Annotated in this window: 21 protein-coding genes; 4 read left to right on the top strand and 17 right to left on the bottom strand. The window is 45.1% G+C overall.

From position 1 onward, the window contains the following. Positions 1-4: 4 nt before the first annotated feature. Both AB2J24_RS00405 and rocF read right to left on the bottom strand, forming a co-directional pair. On the bottom strand, positions 5-1,063 hold the full coding sequence (locus AB2J24_RS00405; RefSeq protein ID WP_162652835.1) for an ornithine cyclodeaminase: 1,059 nt from the start codon (positions 1,061-1,063) through the stop codon (positions 5-7). Between the two features lie 11 nt (positions 1,064-1,074). Continuing rightward, the gene (gene rocF, locus AB2J24_RS00400) at positions 1,075-2,007 is read right to left on the bottom strand and encodes an arginase (RefSeq protein ID WP_162652836.1); all 933 of its coding nucleotides are present in this window, start codon (positions 2,005-2,007) and stop codon (positions 1,075-1,077) included. A 107-nt stretch (positions 2,008-2,114) separates the two neighbouring features. On the opposite strand from rocF, the gene AB2J24_RS00395 reads away from it, so the two are divergent. The 3 genes from AB2J24_RS00395 (at position 2,115) to AB2J24_RS00385 (ending at position 5,283) form a co-directional block, all read left to right on the top strand. Beyond that, entirely contained in the window at positions 2,115-2,552 is a 438-nt protein-coding gene (locus AB2J24_RS00395) for an Lrp/AsnC family transcriptional regulator (protein ID WP_367384034.1), read from the top strand. A 294-nt stretch (positions 2,553-2,846) separates the two neighbouring features. Further along, positions 2,847-3,902, top strand: a complete 1,056-nt coding sequence (locus AB2J24_RS00390; protein ID WP_367384033.1) for a hypothetical protein — start codon at positions 2,847-2,849, stop codon at positions 3,900-3,902. A gap of 163 nt (positions 3,903-4,065) precedes the next feature. Then, positions 4,066-5,283: a hypothetical protein gene (locus AB2J24_RS00385; RefSeq protein WP_367384032.1), complete on the top strand. Its 1,218-nt coding sequence runs from the start codon at positions 4,066-4,068 to the stop codon at positions 5,281-5,283. Between the two features lie 188 nt (positions 5,284-5,471). Here the strand turns inward: AB2J24_RS00385 and AB2J24_RS00380 are convergent, their stop codons facing one another. The 6 genes from AB2J24_RS00380 to AB2J24_RS00355 all read right to left on the bottom strand — a co-directional run bounded on the left by AB2J24_RS00380 (position 5,472) and on the right by AB2J24_RS00355 (position 13,004). Beyond that, on the bottom strand, positions 5,472-7,487 hold the full coding sequence (locus AB2J24_RS00380) for a beta-N-acetylhexosaminidase (RefSeq protein ID WP_367384031.1): 2,016 nt from the start codon (positions 7,485-7,487) through the stop codon (positions 5,472-5,474). A 159-nt stretch (positions 7,488-7,646) separates the two neighbouring features. Further along, positions 7,647-8,723: an ABC transporter ATP-binding protein gene (locus AB2J24_RS00375; protein ID WP_367384030.1), complete on the bottom strand. Its 1,077-nt coding sequence runs from the start codon at positions 8,721-8,723 to the stop codon at positions 7,647-7,649. Between the two features lie 116 nt (positions 8,724-8,839). Next, complete coding sequence (locus AB2J24_RS00370) at positions 8,840-10,060, bottom strand: ABC transporter substrate-binding protein (RefSeq protein ID WP_367384029.1); 1,221 nt, start codon at positions 10,058-10,060, stop codon at positions 8,840-8,842. Between the two features lie 43 nt (positions 10,061-10,103). Further along, positions 10,104-10,958 (bottom strand): carbohydrate ABC transporter permease, encoded by an 855-nt coding sequence (locus tag AB2J24_RS00365; RefSeq protein WP_367384028.1) that lies wholly within the window; start codon positions 10,956-10,958, stop codon positions 10,104-10,106. Continuing rightward, on the bottom strand, positions 10,958-11,839 hold the full coding sequence (locus AB2J24_RS00360) for a carbohydrate ABC transporter permease (protein ID WP_162652844.1): 882 nt from the start codon (positions 11,837-11,839) through the stop codon (positions 10,958-10,960). Before AB2J24_RS00360 ends, AB2J24_RS00365 begins: the two co-directional genes overlap by 1 nt. Positions 11,840-11,849: 10 nt before the next feature. Further along, positions 11,850-13,004 (bottom strand): Gfo/Idh/MocA family protein, encoded by a 1,155-nt coding sequence (locus AB2J24_RS00355; RefSeq protein WP_367384027.1) that lies wholly within the window; start codon positions 13,002-13,004, stop codon positions 11,850-11,852. A 350-nt stretch (positions 13,005-13,354) separates the two neighbouring features. Between AB2J24_RS00355 and AB2J24_RS00350 the strand changes: the two genes are divergently transcribed. Next, positions 13,355-13,852, top strand: coding sequence for a hypothetical protein (locus AB2J24_RS00350; RefSeq protein WP_367384026.1), 498 nt, complete (start codon positions 13,355-13,357; stop codon positions 13,850-13,852). 25 nt (positions 13,853-13,877) lie between these two features. Here the strand turns inward: AB2J24_RS00350 and AB2J24_RS00345 are convergent, their stop codons facing one another. The 9 genes from AB2J24_RS00345 to AB2J24_RS00305 all read right to left on the bottom strand — a co-directional run bounded on the left by AB2J24_RS00345 (position 13,878) and on the right by AB2J24_RS00305 (position 24,985). After that, positions 13,878-14,441 carry a DUF2478 domain-containing protein gene (locus tag AB2J24_RS00345; RefSeq protein ID WP_367384025.1) on the bottom strand — a complete coding sequence of 188 codons (564 nt, stop codon included), beginning with the start codon at positions 14,439-14,441 and terminating at the stop codon, positions 13,878-13,880. A gap of 10 nt (positions 14,442-14,451) precedes the next feature. Next, complete coding sequence (locus AB2J24_RS00340; RefSeq protein ID WP_162652848.1) at positions 14,452-15,078, bottom strand: carbonic anhydrase; 627 nt, start codon at positions 15,076-15,078, stop codon at positions 14,452-14,454. Next, on the bottom strand, positions 15,068-15,649 hold the full coding sequence (locus AB2J24_RS00335) for a hemerythrin domain-containing protein (protein WP_162652849.1): 582 nt from the start codon (positions 15,647-15,649) through the stop codon (positions 15,068-15,070). The genes AB2J24_RS00340 and AB2J24_RS00335 overlap by 11 nt, the downstream gene beginning before the upstream one ends. Positions 15,650-15,661: 12 nt before the next feature. Continuing rightward, entirely contained in the window at positions 15,662-16,570 is a 909-nt protein-coding gene (locus AB2J24_RS00330; RefSeq protein WP_367384024.1) for a peptidylprolyl isomerase, read from the bottom strand. After that, positions 16,571-17,296 (bottom strand): respiratory nitrate reductase subunit gamma, encoded by a 726-nt coding sequence (gene narI / locus AB2J24_RS00325; protein WP_367384023.1) that lies wholly within the window; start codon positions 17,294-17,296, stop codon positions 16,571-16,573. Between the two features lie 2 nt (positions 17,297-17,298). Beyond that, positions 17,299-18,027, bottom strand: a complete 729-nt coding sequence (narJ, locus tag AB2J24_RS00320) for a nitrate reductase molybdenum cofactor assembly chaperone (protein ID WP_162652852.1) — start codon at positions 18,025-18,027, stop codon at positions 17,299-17,301. After that, entirely contained in the window at positions 18,027-19,565 is a 1,539-nt protein-coding gene (gene narH, locus AB2J24_RS00315) for a nitrate reductase subunit beta (RefSeq protein ID WP_162652853.1), read from the bottom strand. The genes narJ and narH overlap by 1 nt, the downstream gene beginning before the upstream one ends. Continuing rightward, positions 19,562-23,308 carry a nitrate reductase subunit alpha gene (locus AB2J24_RS00310; RefSeq protein WP_367384022.1) on the bottom strand — a complete coding sequence of 1,249 codons (3,747 nt, stop codon included), beginning with the start codon at positions 23,306-23,308 and terminating at the stop codon, positions 19,562-19,564. Before AB2J24_RS00310 ends, narH begins: the two co-directional genes overlap by 4 nt. A 69-nt stretch (positions 23,309-23,377) precedes the next feature. Next, positions 23,378-24,985 (bottom strand): antiporter, encoded by a 1,608-nt coding sequence (locus AB2J24_RS00305; RefSeq protein WP_162652855.1) that lies wholly within the window; start codon positions 24,983-24,985, stop codon positions 23,378-23,380. Positions 24,986-25,057: the final 72 nt, after the last annotated feature.

The following is a 25,057-nucleotide window of genomic DNA, read 5'->3' as shown; positions in this document are numbered from 1 at the left end:
CTTGCTAGAGTTTAGCTCGGTTTAACATCCCATACAAATCCCTTGGATCATCAGGGTCAGCAATCATATCCAGATCATAAAAATAGCCGGTTTCTGAAAGCTGATCGTAGATATACCGAAGAGCAGAGAAATCCTCGATTGCAAAACCAACACTATCAAAAAGCGTGGTCTGATTATCATCTTTACGGCCCACGACTTCACCTGTGATAACTTGCCATAACTCAGTTACCGGGTAATCATCGTCTAGCTGTTGAATTTCACCTTCAATTCTGGTTTGCGGCGGATATTCAACAAAAATATCCGACCTTAATAGAATATCTTTGTGCAGCTCCGTTTTGCCCGGACAGTCACCACCAATAGCGTTGATGTGCTGTCCGCGCCCAACCATATTATCCGTTAGAATGGTCGCATATTGTTTATCGGCAGTGCACGTCGTGATAATATCGGCGCCCTGTACTGCTTCTTCTGAAGACCTGCAAACCTTGATGTTCAAACCTGTTGAAGATAGATTTTGCACAACCTTATCAGTGGCAGCTGGATCAATATCATAAAGGCGAATACTGTTAATGCCCATAATCTCCTGAAATGCCAACGCTTGAAATTCGCATTGTGCTCCATTGCCAATTAGTGCCATTGTCTTTGAATTTTCCGGCGCAAGATATTTCGCTGCAAGCACAGATGTTGCAGCTGTGCGAAGCGCGGTTAGAACCGTCATTTCCGACAGCATGACAGGGTAACCATTATCAACGCTTGCCAGTAATCCAAATGCAGTAACGGTTTGAAACCCGCGCGCCATGTTCGCAGGGTGCCCATTAACATACTTAAACCCATAAAGCTCACCATCAGATGTTGGCATAAGTTCGATAACCCCGTCGGACGAATGGGCTGCCACACGTGGCGTTTTATCAAAATCGGGCCAGCGTTTGAAATCACTTTCAATATAAGATGCTATCCCAGCAATCGCGTTACGAATACCGATGTGGTGAACAATCCGCATCATATCAGCGACACTTACGAATGGCACCATCGCAAGCTCAGAAGGCTGAGGTGGTCTCTTAAACATCTATAACTCCATTAATATCTAGTCGTAGGTCGATCAAGAACATTGCGGCCTGTCAGGCTAGCGCAAAGATCAACCATTAGCTGGGCCGTCCGCCCACGTTCATCCAAAAAAGGGTTAAGCTCAACCATATCTATGGACGTAACTAGTTCACTTTCGAAAAGCATTTCCATAACCAAATGAGCTTCTCGAAAAGTCGCACCGCCTGGCACAGTTGTACCAACAGCTGGGGCAATGCTGGGGTCTAAAAAGTCAACATCAAAACTGACATGCAGTCGCCCCTTGTCTGTATGAACACGTTCAAGAAACGATTTGAGCGCAGATTTAATTCCGATCTCATCGATACGCCGCATATCATAAGTTTCAATAGGTAGCTCATTGATAAGTTCACGTTCTGAAACATCCACTGATCGCAACCCTATAAAACAGAGGTTCTCAGGCTCAATCGGCGCAGCTAGCTTCGGATAAATATTATCAAATCCATCTCGCCCAAGTAGATAATTAATTGGAGTACCGTGGAGGTTACCAGACTTGGTAGAGGAAAGGCTATGCATATCGGGATGTGCATCCAACCATAATACATATTGCGGCTGCCCTAGTGATTTAGCATATTCTGTAACACCGGAAACAGTTCCAATCGACATTGAATGGTCACCACCGAGGAAGATGGGAACATCACAAAAAGTACATGCAGAGCGCGCAATATTTTGTAAGTTTTTCGCCCAATTCGCGACTTCACTTAAGTTTTTTATTGCTTCATTAGGGTGGGTGTACTGCTTAAAACTATCCAAGCGGGCGTTTCCAGCATCTGTTACTTGATGACCCAATTCTTTGAGAACATCGATCAATCCGGCCGTACGAAGCGCATCCGGTCCCATGAGACAACCTGCCTGGCTGGCGCCTTCCTGAATAGGGGCGCCGATAATGTGATAATGTTTTGGCGACATGATAATTCCTGTTTTTCATACCTTACTGAGAATAAAGCTGGAAAACGAGCCAGAAAATTGTATAATAAGTCTAATATTATATACAATTTATATAGAAAATTATCATAATGTTTGATGCCGTAAAAATTGATGAAATGGATCGAAGAATCATCACCCTGCTAAAACATGATAGTCGGATTCCAATCACCTCGATTGCAAAAACGCTTCTCATTTCACGTCTTACGGTAAAAGCGCGAATAGACAAATTATTGAAATCGGGAGCAATTCAAAAATTCACAGTACAAATCGCAACAATGGCCGAAGCGAATATAGTTCACGCCATCACCAACATAGAGGTTCAAGGCTTAAAATCGGAACTGGTCCAGCGACATTTGCGAAAAATACCGGAAGTCATCAGCCTTTATACCACGAATGGAAAATGGGGATTAGTTGCCCAAACCGAAACATCCGACTTGCAGCATTTTGATGAAGTTTTGTTCAAAATTGATAAAATCCCGGGTATTGTCAGCGCCGAAACATGCATCCTGCTCAATAAAGTTGTATGATTTCATATCAAAATCGCAAAATACATCTGCGTCGACCACAGAATATAATTTATAGATCAATCGCTATTTCGTCGGTGTGACCTTCTAAATCAGCAAGCTCCCTTGATATTGATTTATTGCCGCGGTTTTCGCTGCTTTTATCTCCAGATATTGTGATGTTGAACATAACGATCGATGCATTGATTATTGATTTTCAGTCTCTCAATAACTTAGATTAAAGCAACACTGTTGTTTATACTCGTCATTGAGAATCAATTTAGCAAACTCTTTTGAGATACAGTAAGGTTAGAACTCTTGCCGCACACGAAACCAAATACGAATGCGAAGGACCGCTTGGATGACGCTCGCATTGAAGAGATTGAACGTCTAACAAAAGACGTGTTCGACCAATCACCAACACGTGTAGCATTTCCAGGCGGAGCACACCGAGCAGCATTTGTTGCTGAAATTTCGAATGAGCTATACGTACTTGCGAAACGTGAAAGGGAAGCAGATGCGCAACTTGAAGCAATCGTTCTTAAAACATTATCACCTTGCGGGCACGTACCCAAATTTATTGCCCGATCTGGCCGCTGGTTAATTCAAGAATGCTTATCTGGGGCTCGAGTGCCAGTAACAATGAACAATCAGACAAAGATGAGTGCGCGTGTTGAACTGCTAGAGAGCTCTATCACATCGCTTCTTATAATCCGTGACTTTGCTCATCAGGAAAATTTGCAACATCGTGTCCCAAAAATTGGCGCAAAACCGGACTGGCTTGCTCGTAGAGTCGGGAACATGGCCACCATATCTCAAAAACTTGATATTCCTTTACCTCAAATTGATCCACATTTTTTGCAAGCCGCCTATCAGAATAAGCATCAGGATTTTGTCAAATGGGACTCACGTCCAGGTAATGCACTTAAGTATAATGATAAAATATACTGGTTTGACTGGGAAGATTGCGGTCGACGCAATGCTCTAGATGACTTTATCTGCCTCATGATGGATGAATGGACTATGATTGATTTTCCAAATGAGGCAAAACTGATTGAACAATATCTGCCAAAATTTGCTGGTGGTATGTCTACCGACCAGGCCTACACATATTTTCCCATCGCATCTCTCATACAAATCGCATTCCGGCTTCGACTGGCAATAAAGTACAAGATGCAAGAAGGTAAATGGTGGGATCGCGAAAAATGTTTGGCAGGCGATAAAGTTGGCGTAACACCACCTGAAGTAACACGGCTCTTAAATAGAGCAATCCGACTTACTAATGGTTCTATAGGGTGTAATGAAAGAATAAAAGATTGTCGTGTCTGGATTGATAATATCGCAAAGAAACTTGAGCTACATCTATCAGAATAGATAACACCTTCAATTTATACAACAAAGATGACCGTTGTTAAATTTAAAATTTGAATAAAATCCGGCTAGTTAAGTTTAATCTTTAAGGTTAAAATCGGTCAATTTCCACACACCCCCTTATTTGATGTAGATGAGATACCTCATAAGAACTGGAGGTGTCACGATGGCCTATAATAGCGACAAAATTTTTAACTGGTACAATTGGGGTAATCATCCCCGCTATGATGACAGCAATCATGGCAGTGGATCAAAAGGTGGCAAAGGCTCCGGTTCTGGCTCAGGTAGCGGCTCTGGCAGCGGCAAAGGTTCCGGCGGACACAACGACCCGTGGCAGGATCCATGGCAGAACAACGGTTCTGGATCTGGTAGCGGCAAGGGCTCAGGCTCCGGTTCTGGATCAGGTAGTGGCTCCGGCAGCGGCAAAGGTTCCGGTAGTGGAAGCGGAAGTGGCAAAGGTTCTGGTTCCGGCGGACACAACGATCCGTGGCAGGATCCATGGCAGAACAACGGTTCTGGATCTGGTAGCGGCAAAGGCTCAGGCTCCGGTTCTGGATCTGGTAGCGGCAAAGGCTCAGGCTCCGGTTCTGGATCAGGTAGCGGCTCCGGCAGCGGCAAAGGTTCCGGTAGTGGAAGCGGAAGTGGCAAAGGTTCTGGTTCTGGTTCCGGCGGACACAACGATCCGTGGCAGGATCCATGGCAGAACAACGGTTCTGGATCTGGTAGCGGCAAGGGCTCAGGCTCCGGTTCTGGCTCAGGTAGTGGCTCCGGCAGCGGCAAAGGTTCCGGTAGTGGAAGCGGAAGTGGCAAAGGTTCTGGTAGCGGAAGCGGAGATACAGATGGCAACAGTTGCGATCCTATACACGGTACCAAGTACGATGATTATCTTGTAGGTGGCGACGGGTTAGATGTATTTGTCGGATCAAAAGGTAATGATTACATTGATGGCAAAGGTGGCGACTACAATCAGGTGGACTATTTAGGTAAAGCTTCGCAATTCCAGTTTACGGAAAATGATGATGGCACAATAACCGTAATAACCCCGGATCACGGCACTGATACGCTAGATAATATTGATGGAATCTGGTTCTCTGGTGAAGACAAATGGTACTCGATTAATGATCTATTCAGCAATGATGAAGTCGATCAGGGAGAACATAACCCATTTATCGGTACAGAGGATGATCAGACTTTTGTTGGCCAGACGGAGAATTACAGTCAGGTTGATTTGCAAGGTTCAAAATCAGATTATATCTTTACCAAAAACGACGATGGAACAATGACATCATCAAGCGATCAATATGGTACTGATACATACGAAGATATCGATGGTATCTGGTTCCTTGATGAAGAAGTCTGGAGTTCAACAGACGGTTTAATCTAAGATAACATATGTCTACCCGGTGGGCTTGCTCACCGGGTAGCTTCACGACAATAGATTCCCAATGCTAAATTAGCTCAATCCTCCAGCTTAAACATTAAGCATAATACGGCAACAGATAATTCAATGAATTACGATTGAATTGGCGTAGTCCCAAAGATCTCATCTTACAGAACAGTTACTTGACCCAGTTACTTGGCCCAGTTTCCATAAAGTATAGGCATCATGCCCGCCAGAACTTTAAACCGCGGCCATGACTTTCGTTCGTGCTGCGTCCAGCCTGCTTCAGCAATGGCCGATAATCTTGGAAAAACCAATCTGTCGAAAATTGCCCTGTCCGTCATGGATTCACACCATATACACGCTTGTACTCCGAGTAATTGTTTACGTTGCGCATCTGTCCAACCTTCAGTCGGATTGAACATATAGGTTTCTTCAGGACCAGACCAACCAGCCCACCCCGCACCAGGTTCCGACCAAGCAGTGCTATTGGCCATATCCAGATAATATCGCTGGCCGGGAGATACGACAACATCATATCCGGCACCTGCGAGGGAAGCAGAAGTTTCAACGGAACGCCAACCGACCAAATAGCATTCCGATTTTTCGATCACATCCCCATGGGCAGCTTCTTCCCAACCGCCCGTTACGCAACCACGAGAGGCCAAAAACGTTTGTATGCGCTCTAAAAAAGCAGCCTGCAAAATAGCAGCACCGGACCCATCAATCTCATCTGCCCCCTCATGATTGCTTATTGTGTTGGTTAGTTTTGCGTGCCCATCTGCAACCGCATCACCAGCCAACTTGCACAACATCGCCAATGCTTGCGGGGAACCCGACCATGCTGCAATCGGCACTTCATCAGCCCCAATATGTATTATTTTTGATGGAAATAATTCTATAATTTCATCGAAAACAGTTTCCAAAAATTGAAAAGTCTCGTCACGAGCAGGATTCAGGCAATTATTGGGAAAGCCCTGTACAGAGTAATAGGTCCCAGTTTCGTCGGGGTCCAGAAGTTCGGGAACCGACCGCAATATCGGGTAACTATGGCAGGGTATATCCACCTCAGGCACAACCATGATGCCATAATTATCAGCCTGCGCTACAAGCTCGCGAATGTTGTTTTTCGTATAGTAGCCACCGGAGCGCTCTGGGCCGGATCCCAAAAGAGGTGGCATGACCAATCCATGGCCGCGCCATGCGCCGATTTCGGTCAGTGCAGGATAGGCATCAATTTCGATACGCCATGCCTCATCATCTGATAGGTGCCAATGAAACCGGTTTAACTTATTCCACGCCATAATGCTTAAAAACTGACCGACCTCAGCTGTACTAAAAAATTGCCGTGCAACATCAAGGTGACTTCCACGCCAACGATGGCTTGGTTCATCCTCGATTTTACCAGCGGTAGGAAACACAAAGTTTTTCTTGTGTTGGCGGGCGCCCCTTAGAATTTGACCAAGTGTGATTAGCCCGTAGAAAAAACCGGTGCGGGTTGTTGCACGAACCTCGACATCACTCTCTGAAAATTCAATTACGTAGGCTTCTGGCGCGAGATTTTTTTCATCTACAAAGCGCACGGGAAAGCCGCCCTCTGCCGCATCCCGCACCAATCCCTCTAACGGAAAAAGACGCGTTGCCAGTGTGGTAAAATTCTGGGCTGCGGCCTCGGACATTTCGCTATTCGGCTGCAATTCCAAACCTTGAGGTACTGAACGAGAACCTTCTATTGAAACTGAATTCGGCCATGGAATAATTGACACGGCAACTGGTGTTTTTTCAGGTACAGGAAAACGTGCGGCACCCTTAAGCAGAGCTTCATTATTGCCGACTGCCTGAGTGGGAGAAACATCGACAGGCACGATATTTTCATGTTCCAAAACGAGATAGGCTGTATTCGCTCCATCGCTCCAATGTCGCAGCGGATAGCTCAATCCATGCACAGTAATAGTCCATTTGTCACCGGGGGCTAGCTCAAAACCCGACGGAGGAGATAATTGCGTGTGATTAGACAATCGAACATCTAAATTAGCGCCGTCAATTTTTGCGAGCGGATCAATACGCGCTGGCCCGCTAAAACACAGTTTGAACTCACTAATGGTGTGTTCACCATCATTCGTTAGCTCCAAAATATAAGATAAAGGTGTGTCAGAACTTTCCGGCACCCATTTGGTTTCCAGCGAGATGTTATGTGCGTACTTCATGTTTGTCTCCAATGAATCTTGGCGCTTATCAGACAAGATAAAAGTTCAAAATTTCACGGTCATTGATCAAGTAATATGCAAGCCGATCTCTTCGAGATCGTTACAGAACCAACTTCTATTACGTAAAAAAACCGAAACTGCAGGGATACCAAAAAAAAATTAGTGAACAGCCAATTCATCGGCATCAAATAGATGTGCAGCATCCAAGGTAAATGACATTTTGGCAGGTTTATCTTCCGAAAGATCCGGATTACCATCAAACAAAGCAATGAAAGTATCATTTCCGGGCAATTCTGAATATGTAATCGTATGGATGCCGAGATGTTCAACAATATTTGGCTTCAGTTCGATAGTAAATTCACCCTCGCCCAAAAACATATGTTCAGGACGGATACCCAAGGTGACTTGCTGTCCTGCCAAATGATCTGCTTTGCGCGGCAAGGTAATCGTCCCCAAATCACCCAAATCAACTTTCAATGTTTTACCATCGGCAGAAATACATTCACCCTTAATAAAATTCATTCTAGGACTACCAATGAAACTTGCAACAAATTGATTGTCCGGTCTGTTGTACAAATCTAGCGGTGAACCAATTTGTTCAAAATTACCAGATCGCATTACCACGATCTTGTCCGCCATCGTCATGGCTTCAACCTGATCATGGGTTACATAAATCATAGTTGACCCGAGTGTTTTATGAAGCTCCATCAATTCAATACGCATATCGGACCGTAGTGCTGCATCCAAATTTGAAAGCGGCTCATCGAAGAGAAAGATTTTAGGGTGACGTACAATCGCACGACCAATAGCAACACGTTGTCGCTGGCCACCAGACAAAGTACCCGGGCGCTGCTCTAGGCGCGCATCCAACTGTAGTACTTTTGCGGCAACATCCACACGTTTCTTAACTTCATCATTTGGAAGACGCTCCACGCGAAGTGGGAAGGCCATATTTTCGAACACGGACATGTGCGGATATAGAGCATAGGACTGGAACACCATCGCTATACCACGTTTAACGGGAGGAAGATTATTCACGGACTGATCATCGATAACAATGTCACCACCCGTCACATCCTCAAGGCCAGCAATCATACGCAACAATGTGGATTTACCACACCCGGAAGGGCCGACGAAAACGACAAATTCACCCTCTTCAATTTCAAGATCAATACCGTTGATGATGCTGACATCACCGAAGCTTTTTTGAATATTTTTAAGTTGAAGTTGTGCCATGTTTCCGTTTCTCTGTCTTTATACAAGGCGCGCTTGCCGCCATGATCAATCCGATGACTTGGATTAACTAACAAAAATGGTTGCCGCCGCAATGTGCAGCGACAACCACTATAGACTTACTTGTGCTGTTCAAGATCAGCAGCAGCCTTTTTCAAAGCATCTGCGGGTTCAGCCTGACCAGTAACAACTGACTGGACCATCTCAATCATCACGTTTTGCAAACCGCGATAATCGAAGAAAAGCGGTTCAGGACCACCAAACTCGATGCCATCGAGGAATGGTTTCCAATAAGACTTTTCAGCAACCAGCTCATCAGTACGCGGCTGCAATGGGCGCAACGGCGTCAAACCCTGTGCCATTTCAGCATCCCACTGACGATCTGGAGAAGTGATATATTTAGCAAGGCTGATTGCCTGCTCTTCAACGCCTGTTCCGCTGAACACAGCAAGCGAGTCAGTAATCAATAGCGTACCTGGGCCCTTAGCGCTTGGTCCAAGCGGCAGCGGAGCTACACCCCAGTTGATATCGGTGCCTTCAAGACGATTCACCGCACCAACCGATGCATGAATCATCCCAAGCTTGCCATCAAGGAAAATGGCGCGCACTTCGTTTTGCTCATAAGCGGTCGGACCTTCCTCAGCATAGGCAGTAATATCACGCAGGGCGGTTAAAGCCTCAAGGTTTTCCTTACTATCGAGAGTAATATTACCATCACCATCAATCACTGAGCCATTGTTCGTATAAGTCCAGTGCAGGAACTGATGCATAGTGTTATCGAATGTCTTGGCAACAACACCAAAACCATCTGCATCTGTATTTTCTTCAATCGCTTTAGCAAATGCGATTTCTTCTTCCCAAGTTTTTGGTGGTGTTTCAGGATCAAGACCAGCTGCCTTGAACAGATCCTTGTTCCAATAAAGAGACTTGGTAGAGAATGCGACTGGAATGCCCCATTGCGTGCCATCAAATGTCACAGTGTCCGGCACATAATTATAATAGCCGGCCTTCTCTTCGTCCGTCATTGGGATCGAAACGATCAGATCATTAGCTGCAAAAGATTTGAGTGTGCGCGAACCAACATAGGCAAGCCCAACCGGACTGCCAGATACGGCAAGCGTAGTTGCTTTATCCTGGCACTGACCCCAGCCAACGAGCTCAACTGCAACTTTATAACCAGGATTAGCTGCTTCCCACTCGGAGATATATTGCTCATAACCTTGCGTTAAAACATCACCACAATTTATGAAACTGATTTCTTTGTCCGCGGCATTTGCCAATGATGCAGACGTTAGAAGTGCAAACATTGCACTGCCAAATATTTTTGAGTATTTAGTCATCAAAGTCCTCCCTTGAGATCATCCCATCCAGAGATGAATTGTGCTACTTTACGGCACCGGCGGTTAAACCAGCGACGAGATAGCGTTGCAAAAATATAATTATTATGAACACAGGCGCTATACCAACAAAGCTGGCGGCCATAAGTTCGTTCCATATCACTTCCTGACGACCAAAATAAGCAAATAGTCCGATGGGAAGAGGCATGAACTCGGTTTTGGAGTTAAACGTCAGCGCAAAAATGAATTGCTGAGCATAAGCCCCAATGAAAGTAGTTATGGCGACAACCGCGATACCGGGCATAGCCAAGGGTAAAATAACACGACGCAGTGTGTAAAAGCGACTTGCGCCATCAACCCATGCAGCTTCGTCTAACTCGCGCGGAATACGCATCATGTATGTACGTAAGAGCCAAATTGCGGTTGGGATCAAAAACGCTACGCCTGGTACGATCATCGCAAAATAAGTATTGAGCAGTCCCAATGCCCGCATCAATCTGAATAAGGGAATAAGAAGGACGGCACCCGAAAACATATTAACTGCCAAAAACATACCCAACAATGCACCGCTACCACTAAACGGAAAACGCGCAAATGCGTAGGCTGCGGGCACAACCAAAATCAACACAACAATCGTGCACACACTTGAAATGAAGATACTATTTAAGATGAACCGAAACAGGCCGGGCACTGTTTCCAACATTGAAATATATGCGTCAAATGATCCATTTTCTGGAATGAAACTGTATGGCGAAGAGAAGAGCAACGACAGTGGCTTTAAGGAGACCAAAAAACCTTCAGCAAACGGCGCTAAAATAAATGCCAGAAACAGGAATATCCCGGCATAAATTGCAATAAGCTCAATCCAACTATACCTGTCAATCATAGGTTTGGTGCTCATTATTTGTCTCCTGCCCCAATTTTGCTAACGACACGAAAGTAAGCGAAAGAAAAGATCGATAAGAAAATACATATCATCACTGCTCGTGCAGCACCCTCACCATATTTGAATGATCCGATCGCTGTATGATATGTGTCGATAATCATCGTTGTCGTCGAGCCTGATGGCCCACCGCGCGTCAGAATCCAGATGATATCGAATGAATTAAAAGTAAATATCAGAGAGATCATCGACATGGTTATGATCGCTGGCAACATCATAGGTAGTGTGATGCGTCGAAAGCGATAAAAGCGCCCCGCTCCATCAGTCCATGCGGCTTCATAAAGGTCACGTGGAATAGACTGCATAGCCGCAAGAAAATAGATAGTTACAAGCGGTACACCAATCCATACATCGGTAATGATTGTCGCCCAGAATGCGGAATTCCCGTAGGCAAGGAAAGCAACTGGTCCGTCGACCAAACCAAAGTTCTGCAGAAGACCAGAGATCATGCCAAACTGACCGTTATACATCCAGCCCCACATAAAAATACCAATAGCCATCGGCACAATCCACGGCGGCATCGTCAGCAATCTAAAGAGAGCTCGGCCAGGCACGGCAGCGTTCAACAAAACGGCACCACATGTGCCAATCGTCATTTTAAGCAGGACTGAGAAGAACGTCCAAACAAAGGTTCGAACAATAACTTCATCAAAATTTGCTTTGAAAATCTTCTGATAATTTGCCCACCCAACAAAATCATATGTCTTGCGTAGCGAGGCGTTCGTAAAAGACAGATTAATCGTATCAACAAGTGGATAAGCGACAATACCAAGAATATACAATACTGCGGGTGCAAGTAACACTATCGCAAACATTGTACCGCCACGCGTATTATTCATCTTATTCTCCTCAGCTTGCCTTGCCAAGAGCAGCATCAAATTGCTGCCATATCGGGCTCATATCTATAACACTATTTGTTCGGCGAGCCTCATCCATTGTCAAGGCCAAAAGACCCGCCTCCAGAGCATCAGTTACGGAAACCGGAAGCGGTTGCCCGTCATTCATATGATTTAATATATCTTCTGCCATCTGCTCGTCAGCGCCGTAATGTTGCGATAAACCAGATACATCATAGGATTTATCCACCAGTCTATCTGAGGTGCGAGAATCTGTAATACGCAAAAAATTACGAATAAAATCGCCTTCCGCCATTCCCTTGGCGCCCATAACAGCAAATCGACGAAAATCATCCGGCACGTTCAGATTGGTATGAAAACTAAGTGCCGCACCGTTTTCGTACTGAACCATGGCAGTTTGAAAGTCGATGATATCGCCATCGCTATCAAACACTTTATCGCTTCCCATCCAACCACTTGGTTTACGATGGTAGACTTCCATATCATTCGCACCATCAACAGCGGGCGCATTTTCCGGGACAAAAGTGCGACGTCCCCCGAAGCTTGACACATAACGCGGACGACACCCCATCACACCGTTATAAAGATCCAGATCATGGCAACATTTTTCCAACATAAAGCTGCCAGAATAGCGCTCATAACGACGCCAATCACGTATAAAAAAAGCACCATGATAAGGCGGAATATGTTCTGATGCTTCAATGGATGTCACATCCCCAATTGAACCATCAGCTTGAGCTTGTAAGAGATCAATATAAAGGGGCGCATAACGTAAAACCAGGCCGACCATAAGATTGTCAGATCCGTATTGCGCAACCAGTTTGGCAACCTCCATTGTTTCTTCAACAGAGATCACGACAGGTTTTTCAGTAAATATTTTTTTGCCGCGCTCAAGACCAATACGAATATGTTCTAAATGCATATGGTTTGGCGAACCAACCATCAACAGGTCGATTTCTTCACTATCAAGCATCTGCTCAAGCGTTGTATATTGAGTGCCCATACAAACCCCATGCTCCTGCGCATAAGGCAAGCCTGCAGGTTGAGGATCGACATAAGCAACGAAAGATAAATCGGGTTTAGCTACCGAAAATATGTGAGACAAATATCCAATTCTATACCCAAGCCCCACAACACCAATCTTCACAAGCTCCTCCACAAGCAATTGACTATTAGTCTCAATATGTAACTAAATTCAATAAATTATGTAAGTTAATTTCAATATGCATACAAAACAACTGAATTAATGTAACTTACTTTCAATGTTACGCTTGACATAGCAATCATGTCAACACCAGAATAAGTTAAGTACAGCTTCAAATTACATTATGATTTTCACAATTGGTATTTTCATGCATTTCGGTGATTTGTTCTCTGCCAATTCACAAAAGATGACAAACAGATGACACAATTATGAAAATCCAAGATCTAAACATTCGACCGCGATCAAGGGTTTTCAATATTGAGTTCTTTCAAAAACAAACTCAGGAGCTACAATTGTCGAGCCAAGTAAACCCATTTCATAACAACGCAGAGAAAAGCCAAATATGGAATATGCTTGTTAAGCGTGACATAGTGGCGTTCGTCACCCAAGACTGGAACATGGTCGCTTGTGACTTTATACAGGAAGGTTTTTTGGGCATTGATGCGAAAGGCTCAAACAATCCTGATGATTGGGCAATCAATTTTCCCACTCTTGCGATCTATCGAGACGAATGGCTCCGACAAGCTGCTGAAAGTGCTAAGACCAAATATACAGAAGACCGGACAGACGGTATTTTTCGTGCCACAACTTTAGAGCAAATTGATATTAATGGAAATTCTGCTGTCGCGCACAAAAAATTTGACGGCTCGATACAGCGCACTGATGGCGGTGCAGACATCCTGCATTGGCAAACACTCTATTTTTGTCGCAAAGAGGACAGCATCTGGAAGATCACAGGATTTATTGGTTATCTACCGCTCGACATGGGTGGATCGGCATTGTCAGATTAACAGAAATCAGATGATAAAAATTGAACTAGCGCGCAGTTGAAACATGCTTATTAGCCTCACCAATCGTTGTTCGTAGAATACCACCGTACCAGTCCAATACATTCTCGCAATCGGATGGCAACTCACAGCCAAGCTCATCACTGAATAATTTCCAGTCAGGATAATGCTCTTCTTTTACCGCAGTTAAAACTGGGATCCCCATTGAAATAGCCTTACCTATCACATCACGGAAACCACCGCCTTCTGCTTCGCTCCGACCAAATCTGTTGACAATCAGAAGGTCCGGAATAAGGTCTAAGTCTCGCATTGCAATATCACTGAGTTTTAACAGCATTGAATTATCAAGCTTACATCCCCTTGCTCCATTGCCTAAATCCTGTGAGATTTTTATCTGATCACCGTTCATCAAATTCTCAAGATAAGTATCGCATTTACACCTGTCGGGAAGCATAATTTCCTTCTGCAAATAACCTTGCACACTAAGCTTATTTGACTGCAAACGATCAACCACGCTCTGCAACAAAATATTGATATCTATGCCACCATTTAGACGTATAGCCGCAAAAATTTTATCTGACCGCTGTGTCATACTACTTCTTTCAATATAACGTTTTGTTGTTAGGAATTTCACATGTTTGCCCACTGCAACCACAATTCAGATCATGGATGAGGCCATTGCTGAGACCGTAAACCCAACCATGAATTTCAATTTTTTTGCCCCGTTGCCATGCAGACTGGATAATCGGCGTTCGAGAAAGACTTTTAACCTGTGCCTCAATAGATAATTCACACAACCGATCCAGACGAGACTCGGTTTCTTCAATGGCCTCTAACTCTTGATGATATTGATCAGCCACATCGCGAACCGGTTGAATCCAATGATCGACAACACCATGCTGAACACCATCCATGGCAGCCTTAACACCGCCACATCCGTAATGACCACAAACAATGATGTGTTTGATATCAAGCGCTTCCACCGCGAATTCCAGCACGGACAGAAGATTAAGGTCACCTCGATGCACCAAGTTGGCGACATTGCGATGAACAAACACCTCACCGGGCTCTAAACCGGTTATCACATTGGCTGGCACGCGGCTATCTGAGCATCCTATCCATAAATATTCCGGGTGTTGCAGTGCGGACAATCGTTTGAAATATTCAGGGTCTTGCTCACGCTTACCACTTGCCCATTTTACGTTTGTTTCAAGTAGGTCAGTTAACATCACTTGCCTCCGGATAATCTAAGCCTCGGCGCGTTGCCATTTCTTGACCCATTTGGCTTAAATCATCGGATGTAAACCTAACTTTCGCCAAAGGCATTACAATCGCGTTCTCCAAAATGAGGTGGTGCCGTTCATTAGATGTAAATCGATGGGCCATCTCGTTCACCTCAAAGGAAATCGGATAACTGCTCGTGCCATCAAGCAGATACTCAAGCTCACGAAGTATCTGTTTTGCGTCGATATGATCAGACTTATGCTCTTCACTGAGCTGATCCAATATTTCATCAATCTGATCATCAGGCTCCGCTCGCTTGCGTAAAATAGGGAACAGATTTTCTTCCTCATCCGCTATATGATATTTCAAATCATCCTTGAGGAACCGATAGACCGCATGTGTAAGTTCCGGATCCAGTATGTCCGCATCAAAAATTTGATCAAGCACACTACATAAAACACGCTGCCGAAAATGATCGGCAAAAACATAATCCAGTGGATGGCGAAGCAAATGAGTTGGCGGAGCATCATTAAGCGCCTCCAATGCCATTTGCCTCGCTTCATCCTGCTTTTTCATGTCCTTCTACTCCTATTGAACCAACGGACTATCCGCACTGGAAAGGGAAACTCCGGTCACTTTGGATTTTCCTGCAAGAATTGCAATATATTGCGCAACAGCTTTCGACCAACTCGCGGCTTCCAGCCATGCTTTCAAACGCACCTGCATTGCTTCAAATGGTAAAACCTCACCTGGTGTTTTTCGATCAAGTGCGATGATGTGGAATCCAAAACGGCTCTCAATGGGTGATTTTGATATCGAACCGACATCCATAATATCAATCGCTTTCTCAAATTCTGATACAGTTGACCCTTTCGTTAACTGACCCAAATTTCCACTCTGCTTTGATGATGGACAGGCAGAAAACTCTTTAGCTAAGTCGCCAAAATCTTCGGGTTTATCTTCTAAAATGGAAATCAGTTCATCTGCTTTAGCCCGCGCTGTTTCCCGCACGCCCTTATCATCTAGAGCCGCCGGAATTAGGATGTGACGTGCCTCGGAAATTGTTTCCGACATGCAACGCTGCGGGTTTTGTTCATAATACCGCCGACATTCGTCTTCGCTTGCGTAAGGAACATCGATCTCAGCTTCAATTAGCACTCGGATCGCAGCATCCTGCTCAGTTTCCATGCGATTATTCTCATCAAGAATAGGCTTGAAATCAAGTTTTTGAGTTTTGGCTTCCTGCCACAACAACTCTCGAATAACCAAAGCGCGTGCGGCTTCCAGCAGCGCCTCACCCGGGTTTATGGCCGAGTGATTTTGTGCTTCTGCTAGTATGTCAGCCTCTTTGATTTCGACACCATTGACAGTTACTTCATTTAGAACGGGCTTGGCTTTTGGAGGGATTTTGGTGTCTGGTTCTTTATACGTGGAATAACCTTCACCGACTAACCCCACAGCCGAACCGTCAGTCTTTGTATTGATAACGGTTGCCATTTAATTCGCCTCCATTTTAGATTTTGCAGACGAATTACGAGAGTTCCGCACACGAACCACCTGATAGCCTGGTCTCCAAAAATATCGAACTGGAACTGAGAGCATGTGAACAAGCCGAGTAAATGGGAAAATCAACAAAATCGTTAGTCCTAAAACCAAATGCAATTTGAAGAAGATCGATGCATCAATCACATAGCTGGATGCTGAAAAATCAAACGTGAATATACCTTGCGCCCATGACATAAATTTCACCATCTCATGTCCATCAAGATGCTGCATCGAAATAGGGATTGTGGCCAATCCCAACAATAACTGCAGCCAAAGCAAGATAATGATTAAGGTATCTGACGTGCTTGAGTTAGCGCGCACCCTTGCATCAAATAATCTGCGGTGCACCAGCATGGTTGCACCAATGATAGCCATAACACCGGCTATACCTCCGGCGATAATAGCGAGGAGCTGTTTTGCACCATGACTAATACCGAGAGCATCAAATATCTGTATTGGTGTCAGCAGACCAACCAAATGACCAAAAAAGATTACGATCACGCCAACGTGAAATAATACCGATCCCCAAACCAGCTGTTTACGCCGTAGCAATTGTGAAGATCCGGCCCGCCAAGAGTAAGGCTCATGGTCATAACGTATTATGCTACCAAGGATGAGTACAACGAGTGCAATATAAGGATAAATTCCAAAAAATAGTGTGTTGAGATATTCAGACATAATTACACCTCCTGCATGGGGTGAGAGCGAGCAGATTGTGGATCAACTGGCTTGCGCTTAGACGCACGCATTTGCGTACGCATACGATCAGGCCCACAGGCCTCTTCACCCGCATTGCCACCGAACGTGACGGCTTCCTCTTCCCAAATCTGGTCCATAGCTTCTAAATCATCCGGATCGTCTTCTGGATTACTCAAGATTTCTGCAACCAGCTTTTCATCCGGTTTTTGCTCGGATACATCCTGCAAAATGTCGAAAATTCCTGCATAAATCGATTTGCGTTTTTTTAATCGCTCACTCAGAACTGCATAGATATGAGAAGTTTGCCCTAACAAATCTTCAATCTCGACATCGGATCGTGTGGATACAAATTCAAGGAAAAGCGGTAGGTAATCCGGCAACTCCTTGGTGTCGATTTCAAACCCGTTGTCTTCATACATTGTCATAAGGTCAACCATGGCTTGACCCCGATCGCGGCTCTCACCGTGAACATGTTCAAACAAGTGAAGAGATACGGTTCTTGTACGATCAAATAAATGAACGTAACGCTCTTGGGCTTCATAGAGATCAAGGCCAGCAATATCTTCGATAAGTTCAACGAGATATTTTTTTTGTTCTGGCTTTAAACCCTGATCATCTCGTACAGCAGAAGCAAGTTCACCGGCCTCTTTTTGTATATCGCGACTAGGATATGTGAGCAGTAATGAGATAATTTTAAGTGTCGTATTCATTACACTTTCTCCTTGAATAAATCATTAGGTGTATGAACCGTTTTAGGGCGGTTCGAACCAAACAAGTCGGCATCCGATGACCCACCAGAACAGCCATTGCCGAAGGAGAAACCACAAGAACCGCGTACGTCGTAAGCATCCTCACTAATTTCACGATGGCTGGTTGGCACTACAAAACGATCTTCATAATTTGCAATCGCCATGATTTGATACATGTCTTCGATCAATTTGGAATCAAGACCAACTCTCTTGGCAATCTGTTCATCGATAACACCATCAACGGTTTTTGCACGCATGTAAGACCGCATTGCCATCATCCGCTCAAGAGCGTTGATCACAGGCTCTTCTTTACCCGCAGTCAGTAAATTCGCCAGATATTTAACCGGGATGCGAAGAGAACGCACATCTGGCATTCCACCCTCTGTTCCAATCTTACCTGCCTCCGCAGCATTTTGAACCGGAGACAATGGCGGCACATACCAAACCATCGGCAATGTGCGATATTCCGGGTGAAGTGGGAATGCCACCTTCCAATCAATTGCCATCTTATAAACTGGTGATTTTTTAGCAGCCTCAAGCCACGCATCAGGGATACCGTCTTTACGGGCCTGCTCGATGACTTTCGGATCATTCGGATCTAGGAATATCTCCAGTTGTTTTTCATATAGATCCTGCTCATTTGCCGTCGAAGCCATTTCTTCAATGCGATCTGCATCATATAAAATAACACCAAGATATCGGATTCGACCTACACATGTTTCAGAGCAAACAGTCGGTTGACCTGATTCAATGCGCGGATAACAGAATGTACATTTCTCAGATTTACCAGATGACCAGTTATAGTAGATTTTTTTGTATGGACATCCAGAAACGCACATGCGCCAACCACGACATTTTTCCTGATCGATAAGAACAATGCCATCATCATCACGTTTATAGATAGCACCTGATGGACAAGCCGCCACGCAGGTTGGATTAAGACAATGCTCACAAAGACGCGGCAAATACATCATAAATGTATTTTCAAACTCACCGTAAATTTCTTTTTGAACACCTTCAAAATTGTAATCAACTGACCGTTTTGAAAATTCCCCACCGAGAATTTCTTCCCAGTTCGGACCCCATTCTATTTTCTCCATACGCTCACCACTAATGAGCGAACGTGGACGTGCAGTTGGTGTGGCTTCTACTTCCTTTGCAGTTTGCAAATGACCATAGTCAAAATCAAATGGCTCATAATAATCGTCAATTTCAGGCAAATCCGGATTGGCAAAAATCTTTGACAAGATGCGCCATTTCGCACCCATTTTCGGTTGGATTTTACCGTTTTTATTGCGTGTCCAACCGCCATTCCATTTCTTTTGATTTTCCCAATCTTTTGGAAAACCGACACCCGGTTTAGTTTCAACATTGTTGAACCAGGCATATTCAACGCCTTCGCGATTGGTCCAAACGTTTTTACAGGTAACAGAGCATGTGTGACATCCGATACATTTATCTAAGTTCAGCACCATGCCTATTTGCGCACGAATTTTCATACTTTTGCCTCCTGTTTGCCTTTGTACGGGCCTTCCATCCAATCCACCTTCTCCATTTTATGAACAACGACAAATTCATCTCTGTTAGAGCCCACGGTGCCGTAGTAGTTGAAGCCATATGAGAGTTGAGCATAGCCACCAATCATATGTGTTGGCTTGGTGATGGCACGTGTCACTGAATTGTGAATTCCGCCGCGATTACCCGTGACTTGAGACCCGGGGGTGTTCACGATCTTCTCCTGTGCGTGATACATGAAAATCGTACCCTCCTTCATTCGTTGAGACACAACCGCTCTTGCAACAATTGCACCATTTGAGTTGAACACCTCGACCCAGTCATTATCGACAAGATCAGCTTTGGCAGCATCCACCTCAGACAACCAAACAACAGGTCCACCGCGGTTTAGGGTGAGCATCATCAAGTTATCTGAATAGGTTGAATGGATGCCCCACTTCTGGTGTGGCGTGATAAAGTTGAGCACAATCTGCGGCGCACCATTAGATTTTGCCTCAATCACCGGATTGATGGTTTTAGTATCAATTGGCGGACGATACACACAGAAGCCTTCGCCAAATGCCCGCATCCATAAATGATCTTGGTAAAGTTGCTGACGTCCTGACACAGTTCGCCACGGTATCAGCTCGTGCACATTGGTGTAGCAGGCATTGTAACAAACTTTTTCAGATTCAAGACCTGACCAGGTTGGTGAAGAAATAATCTTGCGCGGCTGGGCGACGATATCTCTAAAGCGGATTTTTTCGTCTTCTTTAGGCAGCGCCAGATGCGTATGATCAAGCCCTGTTTTCTTCGATAGTGCTTCCCACGCCTTAACGGCAACTTCACCATTGGTTTCAGGTGCAAGAGATAAAACTACCTCAGTAGCTTCGATGTCCGTTTCGATCTTGGGCATGCCCTTTGTCACGCCTTCATCAGTTACAACACCATTCAAGTTTCCAAGTAGCTCAACCTCATGTTCTGTATTCCACGCGATGCCTTTACCACCATTTCCGAGCTTATCCATTAAAGGACCAAGAGCCGTAAATCGCTTGTAAAGGTTAGGATAATCCCGTTCAACAACAACGAAATTCGGCATCGTCAAACCAGGAACAGCCTCAGTTTCTCCCTTCTTCCAGTCTTTTACGTCAAGTGGCTGAGCAAGTTCACCCGGTGTATCGTGGAGTGTTGGAACAAGTACTACATCTTTCTCAACACCCAAAACCTCCGGTGCAACTTCAGAGAATTTCTCTGCAATGCCTTTAAAGATATCCCAGTCCGTCCGAGACTCCCATGCAGGGTCCGCAGCACTTGTTAGCGGGTGGATGAACGGATGCATATCCGATGTATTCAGATCATTTTTCTCGTACCAGGTTGCGGTTGGCAAAACGATATCTGAGTAGACACACGTCGTTGACATTCTAAAATCAAGTGTCACAAGAAGGTCAAGTTTACCTTCTGGCGCCTCATCATGCCATTTGGCCTCTTGAGCTCGCTCACGACCTTCTTCGCCCAAATCTTTACCCAGCACACCATGAGATGTTCCTAGCAAATGTTTGAGGAAATATTCATGCCCCTTACCTGAAGAACCAAGAAGGTTAGAGCGCCACACGAACAAGTTTCGTGGCCAGTTAGCTTCATCATCAGGGTCTTCGCAGGACATTTCCAACTTGCCTGCTTTTAGCTGATCAACAATATAATCCTTTGGTTCCTTCTTCGACTTCGCGGCAGCAGCTGCGACATCCAGAGGGTTTGTTTTCAATTGTGGTGCTGATGGTAGCCACCCCATTCGTTCAGCACGAATATTGTAGTCAATCAGCGTTCCACCCCAATCCCCGTCAGGTGCAGTTGGCGACATAATCTCATTGACTTTCAACGTTTCATATCGCCACTGATCTGTGTGCGCATAGAAGAATGAAGTTGAGTTCATATGGCGCGGTGGGCGGTTCCAATCCAGACCAAAGGCGAGCGGCAACCAACCCGTTTGCGGGCGGAGCTTCTCCTGACCAACATAGTGGCTCCAGCCACCGCCGGATTGACCAATACAGCCGCACATGATCAACATATTCATGATACCGCGATAGTTCATATCCATGTGGTACCAATGGTTTAGACCTGCGCCCAAAATGACCATTGAACGGCCATTTGTTTTCTCGGCATTGGTGGCAAATTCACGTGCGACAGTAATAATATTCTCACGCGGAACACCTGTAACTTTTTCAGCCCATGCTGGTGTGTATGGCAAATCTTCGTCGTAAGATTTTGCGGAATTTGCATCATTCAAACCACGATCGAGACCATAGTTTGCGATGAACAAATCAAAGACCGTTGCAACAAGCGCTTCACCATCAGCGAGTTGAACTTTTTTGGTTGGAACACTTCTTACCAATACACTTTCATGATCAGTACCTTCAAAATGGTCATGTTCGCGATTACCAAAATAGGGGAATGCAACAGGTGTAATCGCATCATGGTTCTCATCTAAAATGAGACTCATTTCCAGCTCTACATCTTTGCCTTTGCCATCCTTTTGTTGAAGGTTCCATTTGCCTTCCTCACCCCAACGGTAGCCTATGGAACCTAAAGGCGCCACTAGCTTGCCAGTTTTGGAATCAATAGCGACTGTTTTCCATTCAGGATTATTTTTCTCACCTAGCTTGCCTTTAATGTCAGATGCACGGATTTGATTACCAGGAATAAACTGACCGTCTTTTTCTTCCAGACGAACAAGCATCGGCATATCGGTATAACGACGGCAATAATCTTCAAAATATTCTGCCTGTCGGTCCAAATGATATTCACGCAAAATGACATGACCAATAGCCATAGCAAGCGCTGCATCCGTGCCCTGTTTGGGATGGAGCCACATATCAGAGAATTTAGCAGCCTCAGAATAATCCGGTGACACAACAACAGATTTTGTGCCTTTATACCGAACCTCGGTGTAAAAATGCGCATCCGGTGTTCGCGTTTGGGGAACATTGGATCCCCAAAGCATCAAGTAACCTGCATTATACCAATCAGCAGATTCCGGTACATCCGTTTGTTCACCCCATGTCATGGGTGATGATGGCGGCAGATCACAATACCAATCATAAAAGGACATGCATACGCCACCAAGAAGTGACAGATATCTTGATCCCGCCGCATAAGAAACCATCGACATGGCAGGAATTGGTGAGAAACCAATCACCCGGTCGGGGCCATATTTCTTTGCAGTGTACGCGTTCGCTGCTGCAATAATTTCATTGACTTCGTCCCACGTCGCGCGCACAAAACCACCGTGGCCGCGAACTTGAATATAGTCTTGCCGCTTTTCAGGATTGCTTTGAATAGCCTCCCATGCCGCGATAGGCGTTTTTAACACCCGCTCATTGCGCCATTGTTTAATCAAGCGCGAACGAATGAGAGGATATTTCACCCTATTGGCTGAGTACATGTACCATGAATAACTTGCACCCCGGGCGCACCCGCGCGGCTCGTGATTTGGCAAATCCGGCCGTGTACGAGGATAATCTGTTTGCTGGGTTTCCCAGGTCACAATGCCACCTTTTACATAGATCTTCCAAGAGCAAGAACCCGTGCAGTTCACACCATGTGTTGATCTTACAATCTTGTCGTGTTGCCAGCGTTTTCGATAGGCTTCCTCCCAATCGCGGTTCTCGTTTGTTGTCACACCGTGACCATCTGAAAAAGTGCCAGTATTCTTGGCTTTCAGAAAATTCAATCTATCTAATAAAAGGCTCATGGTAATTTCCTTGTTGAAGATCACTCCATCCAGCGGGTCCTAAAACCCGCCAGTGGATCTTTATTATTCTTATGGATTTTGAACGTAGGCGTTCTTGCGAAGATAGAACCACCAGTTAATCACGATGCAGATGGTGTAGAAGATCGCAAAGCCATAGAGGGCTATCTCAGGTGTGGCTGCCTTGATCTGCTCACCCAACACTTGGGGGATAATGAAGGCGCCATAGGCCGCCACCGCTGATGTCCAGCCAAGAACAGGCCCAGCTTGTTCTCTATTAAACACCACGGCAATCGTACGGAATGTTGAACCATTTCCGATACCAGTTGCGGCAAACAACACAAGGAACAACAACAAGAACGGAACGAAGTATTGTTCCGGTGTAGCTGATGCGTAAGCCTGCTGCATGTAATAGGCGACACCTAGTGCACTTGCGACCATGATAACTGAAATAATTTGCGTAACCTTTGCGCCACCCATCTTATCTGAAATCATACCGCCTAGAGGGCGAATGAGCGCGCCGATGAATGGTCCCATCCATGCATAGGTAAGAGCGCTTGGGCCAGCCAGATTAACCGTGTCATGGGTCAAAACTCCATCGACCATGATGTGCTGAAAACCAAAGATAACTTTAATCGCCAGTGCAAATGCGGCAGAGAAACCGATAAATGAACCAAAGGTCATTGTGTAAATGATGGTCATTGCCCATGTGTGTTTGTTGCCAAAAATTTTATATTGACGATTAAGGTTCTGCCCAACTGCACCAGGTATGATCTTTAGCAGCAATACCGTCAACGCAATGACAAGCGGAAGTACGATCCATTTGCTGATCATGAAGCCAGATCCGCCAACACCTGCTGGCAACATAAGCCATAGCCCGCACGCAGCTGTGAAGAAGCCGATGATCAACATGAAAGTGATGATAGCAAATGCGCTTATTGGACTATTTGCATCAGGAGAAACATGCTCATCGCGAATATTGTTCATTCCAAACCAGCCTGCAAAAGCAAGCGGGATTAGAAACACAAGCCAGATCCAACCCGCGTTATGGATGTAAGTTTCAGCACCAGCTGGAATTTTGCCGATAAGTGTACCACTTGCGTTTTGAAGCGTAAGAGACTCACCACCGAAAATGCCCATTGTCATGGCAAGAGGAATAAGGATCTGCATGGTTGTCACACCAAAATTACCCAGACCCGCATTCATACCCAATGAATAGCCTTGCATCTTCTTCGGAAAGAAAAAGCTGATATTAGACATGGAAGAAGCAAAGTTACCTCCGCCAATACCTGATAAAAAAGCAAGAATTTGAAATTGCCATAAAGGTGTATTTGGATCTTGTAGCGCAAAACCCGCCCCTGCTGCCGGTATCATCAGTAAAGCAGTTGTGAAGAAGATCGTATAACGACCACCTGCGATGCGAATGAAAAACGTACTCGGAATGCGAAGCGTAGCACCTGTCAGGCCCGCAATGGCAGCAAGTGTAAACAGTTGTGATTTTTCAAACGGGAAACCCAGATTTAACATCTGAACCGTTATGATGCCCCAATATAACCATACGGCAAATCCGCATAAGAGGCTCGGAATGGATATCCAAAGGTTACGATTTGCAATCGCCTTTCCTTCAGCTTTCCAGAATTTTTCGTCTTCTGGGTTCCAATTTCTAAGATCCTGTCCCACTCTTTTCTCCAATTCATGTTTTAAGTTGGACCATAATCAGGCTGCCACGGATTTGACCGCCCGATTTTGCAT

The sequence above is a fragment of the Lentilitoribacter sp. EG35 genome (assembly GCF_040784015.1).
Classification (GTDB): Bacteria; Pseudomonadota; Alphaproteobacteria; order Rhizobiales; family Rhizobiaceae; genus Lentilitoribacter.
This window is presented reverse-complemented; position numbering and strand designations above follow the sequence as displayed.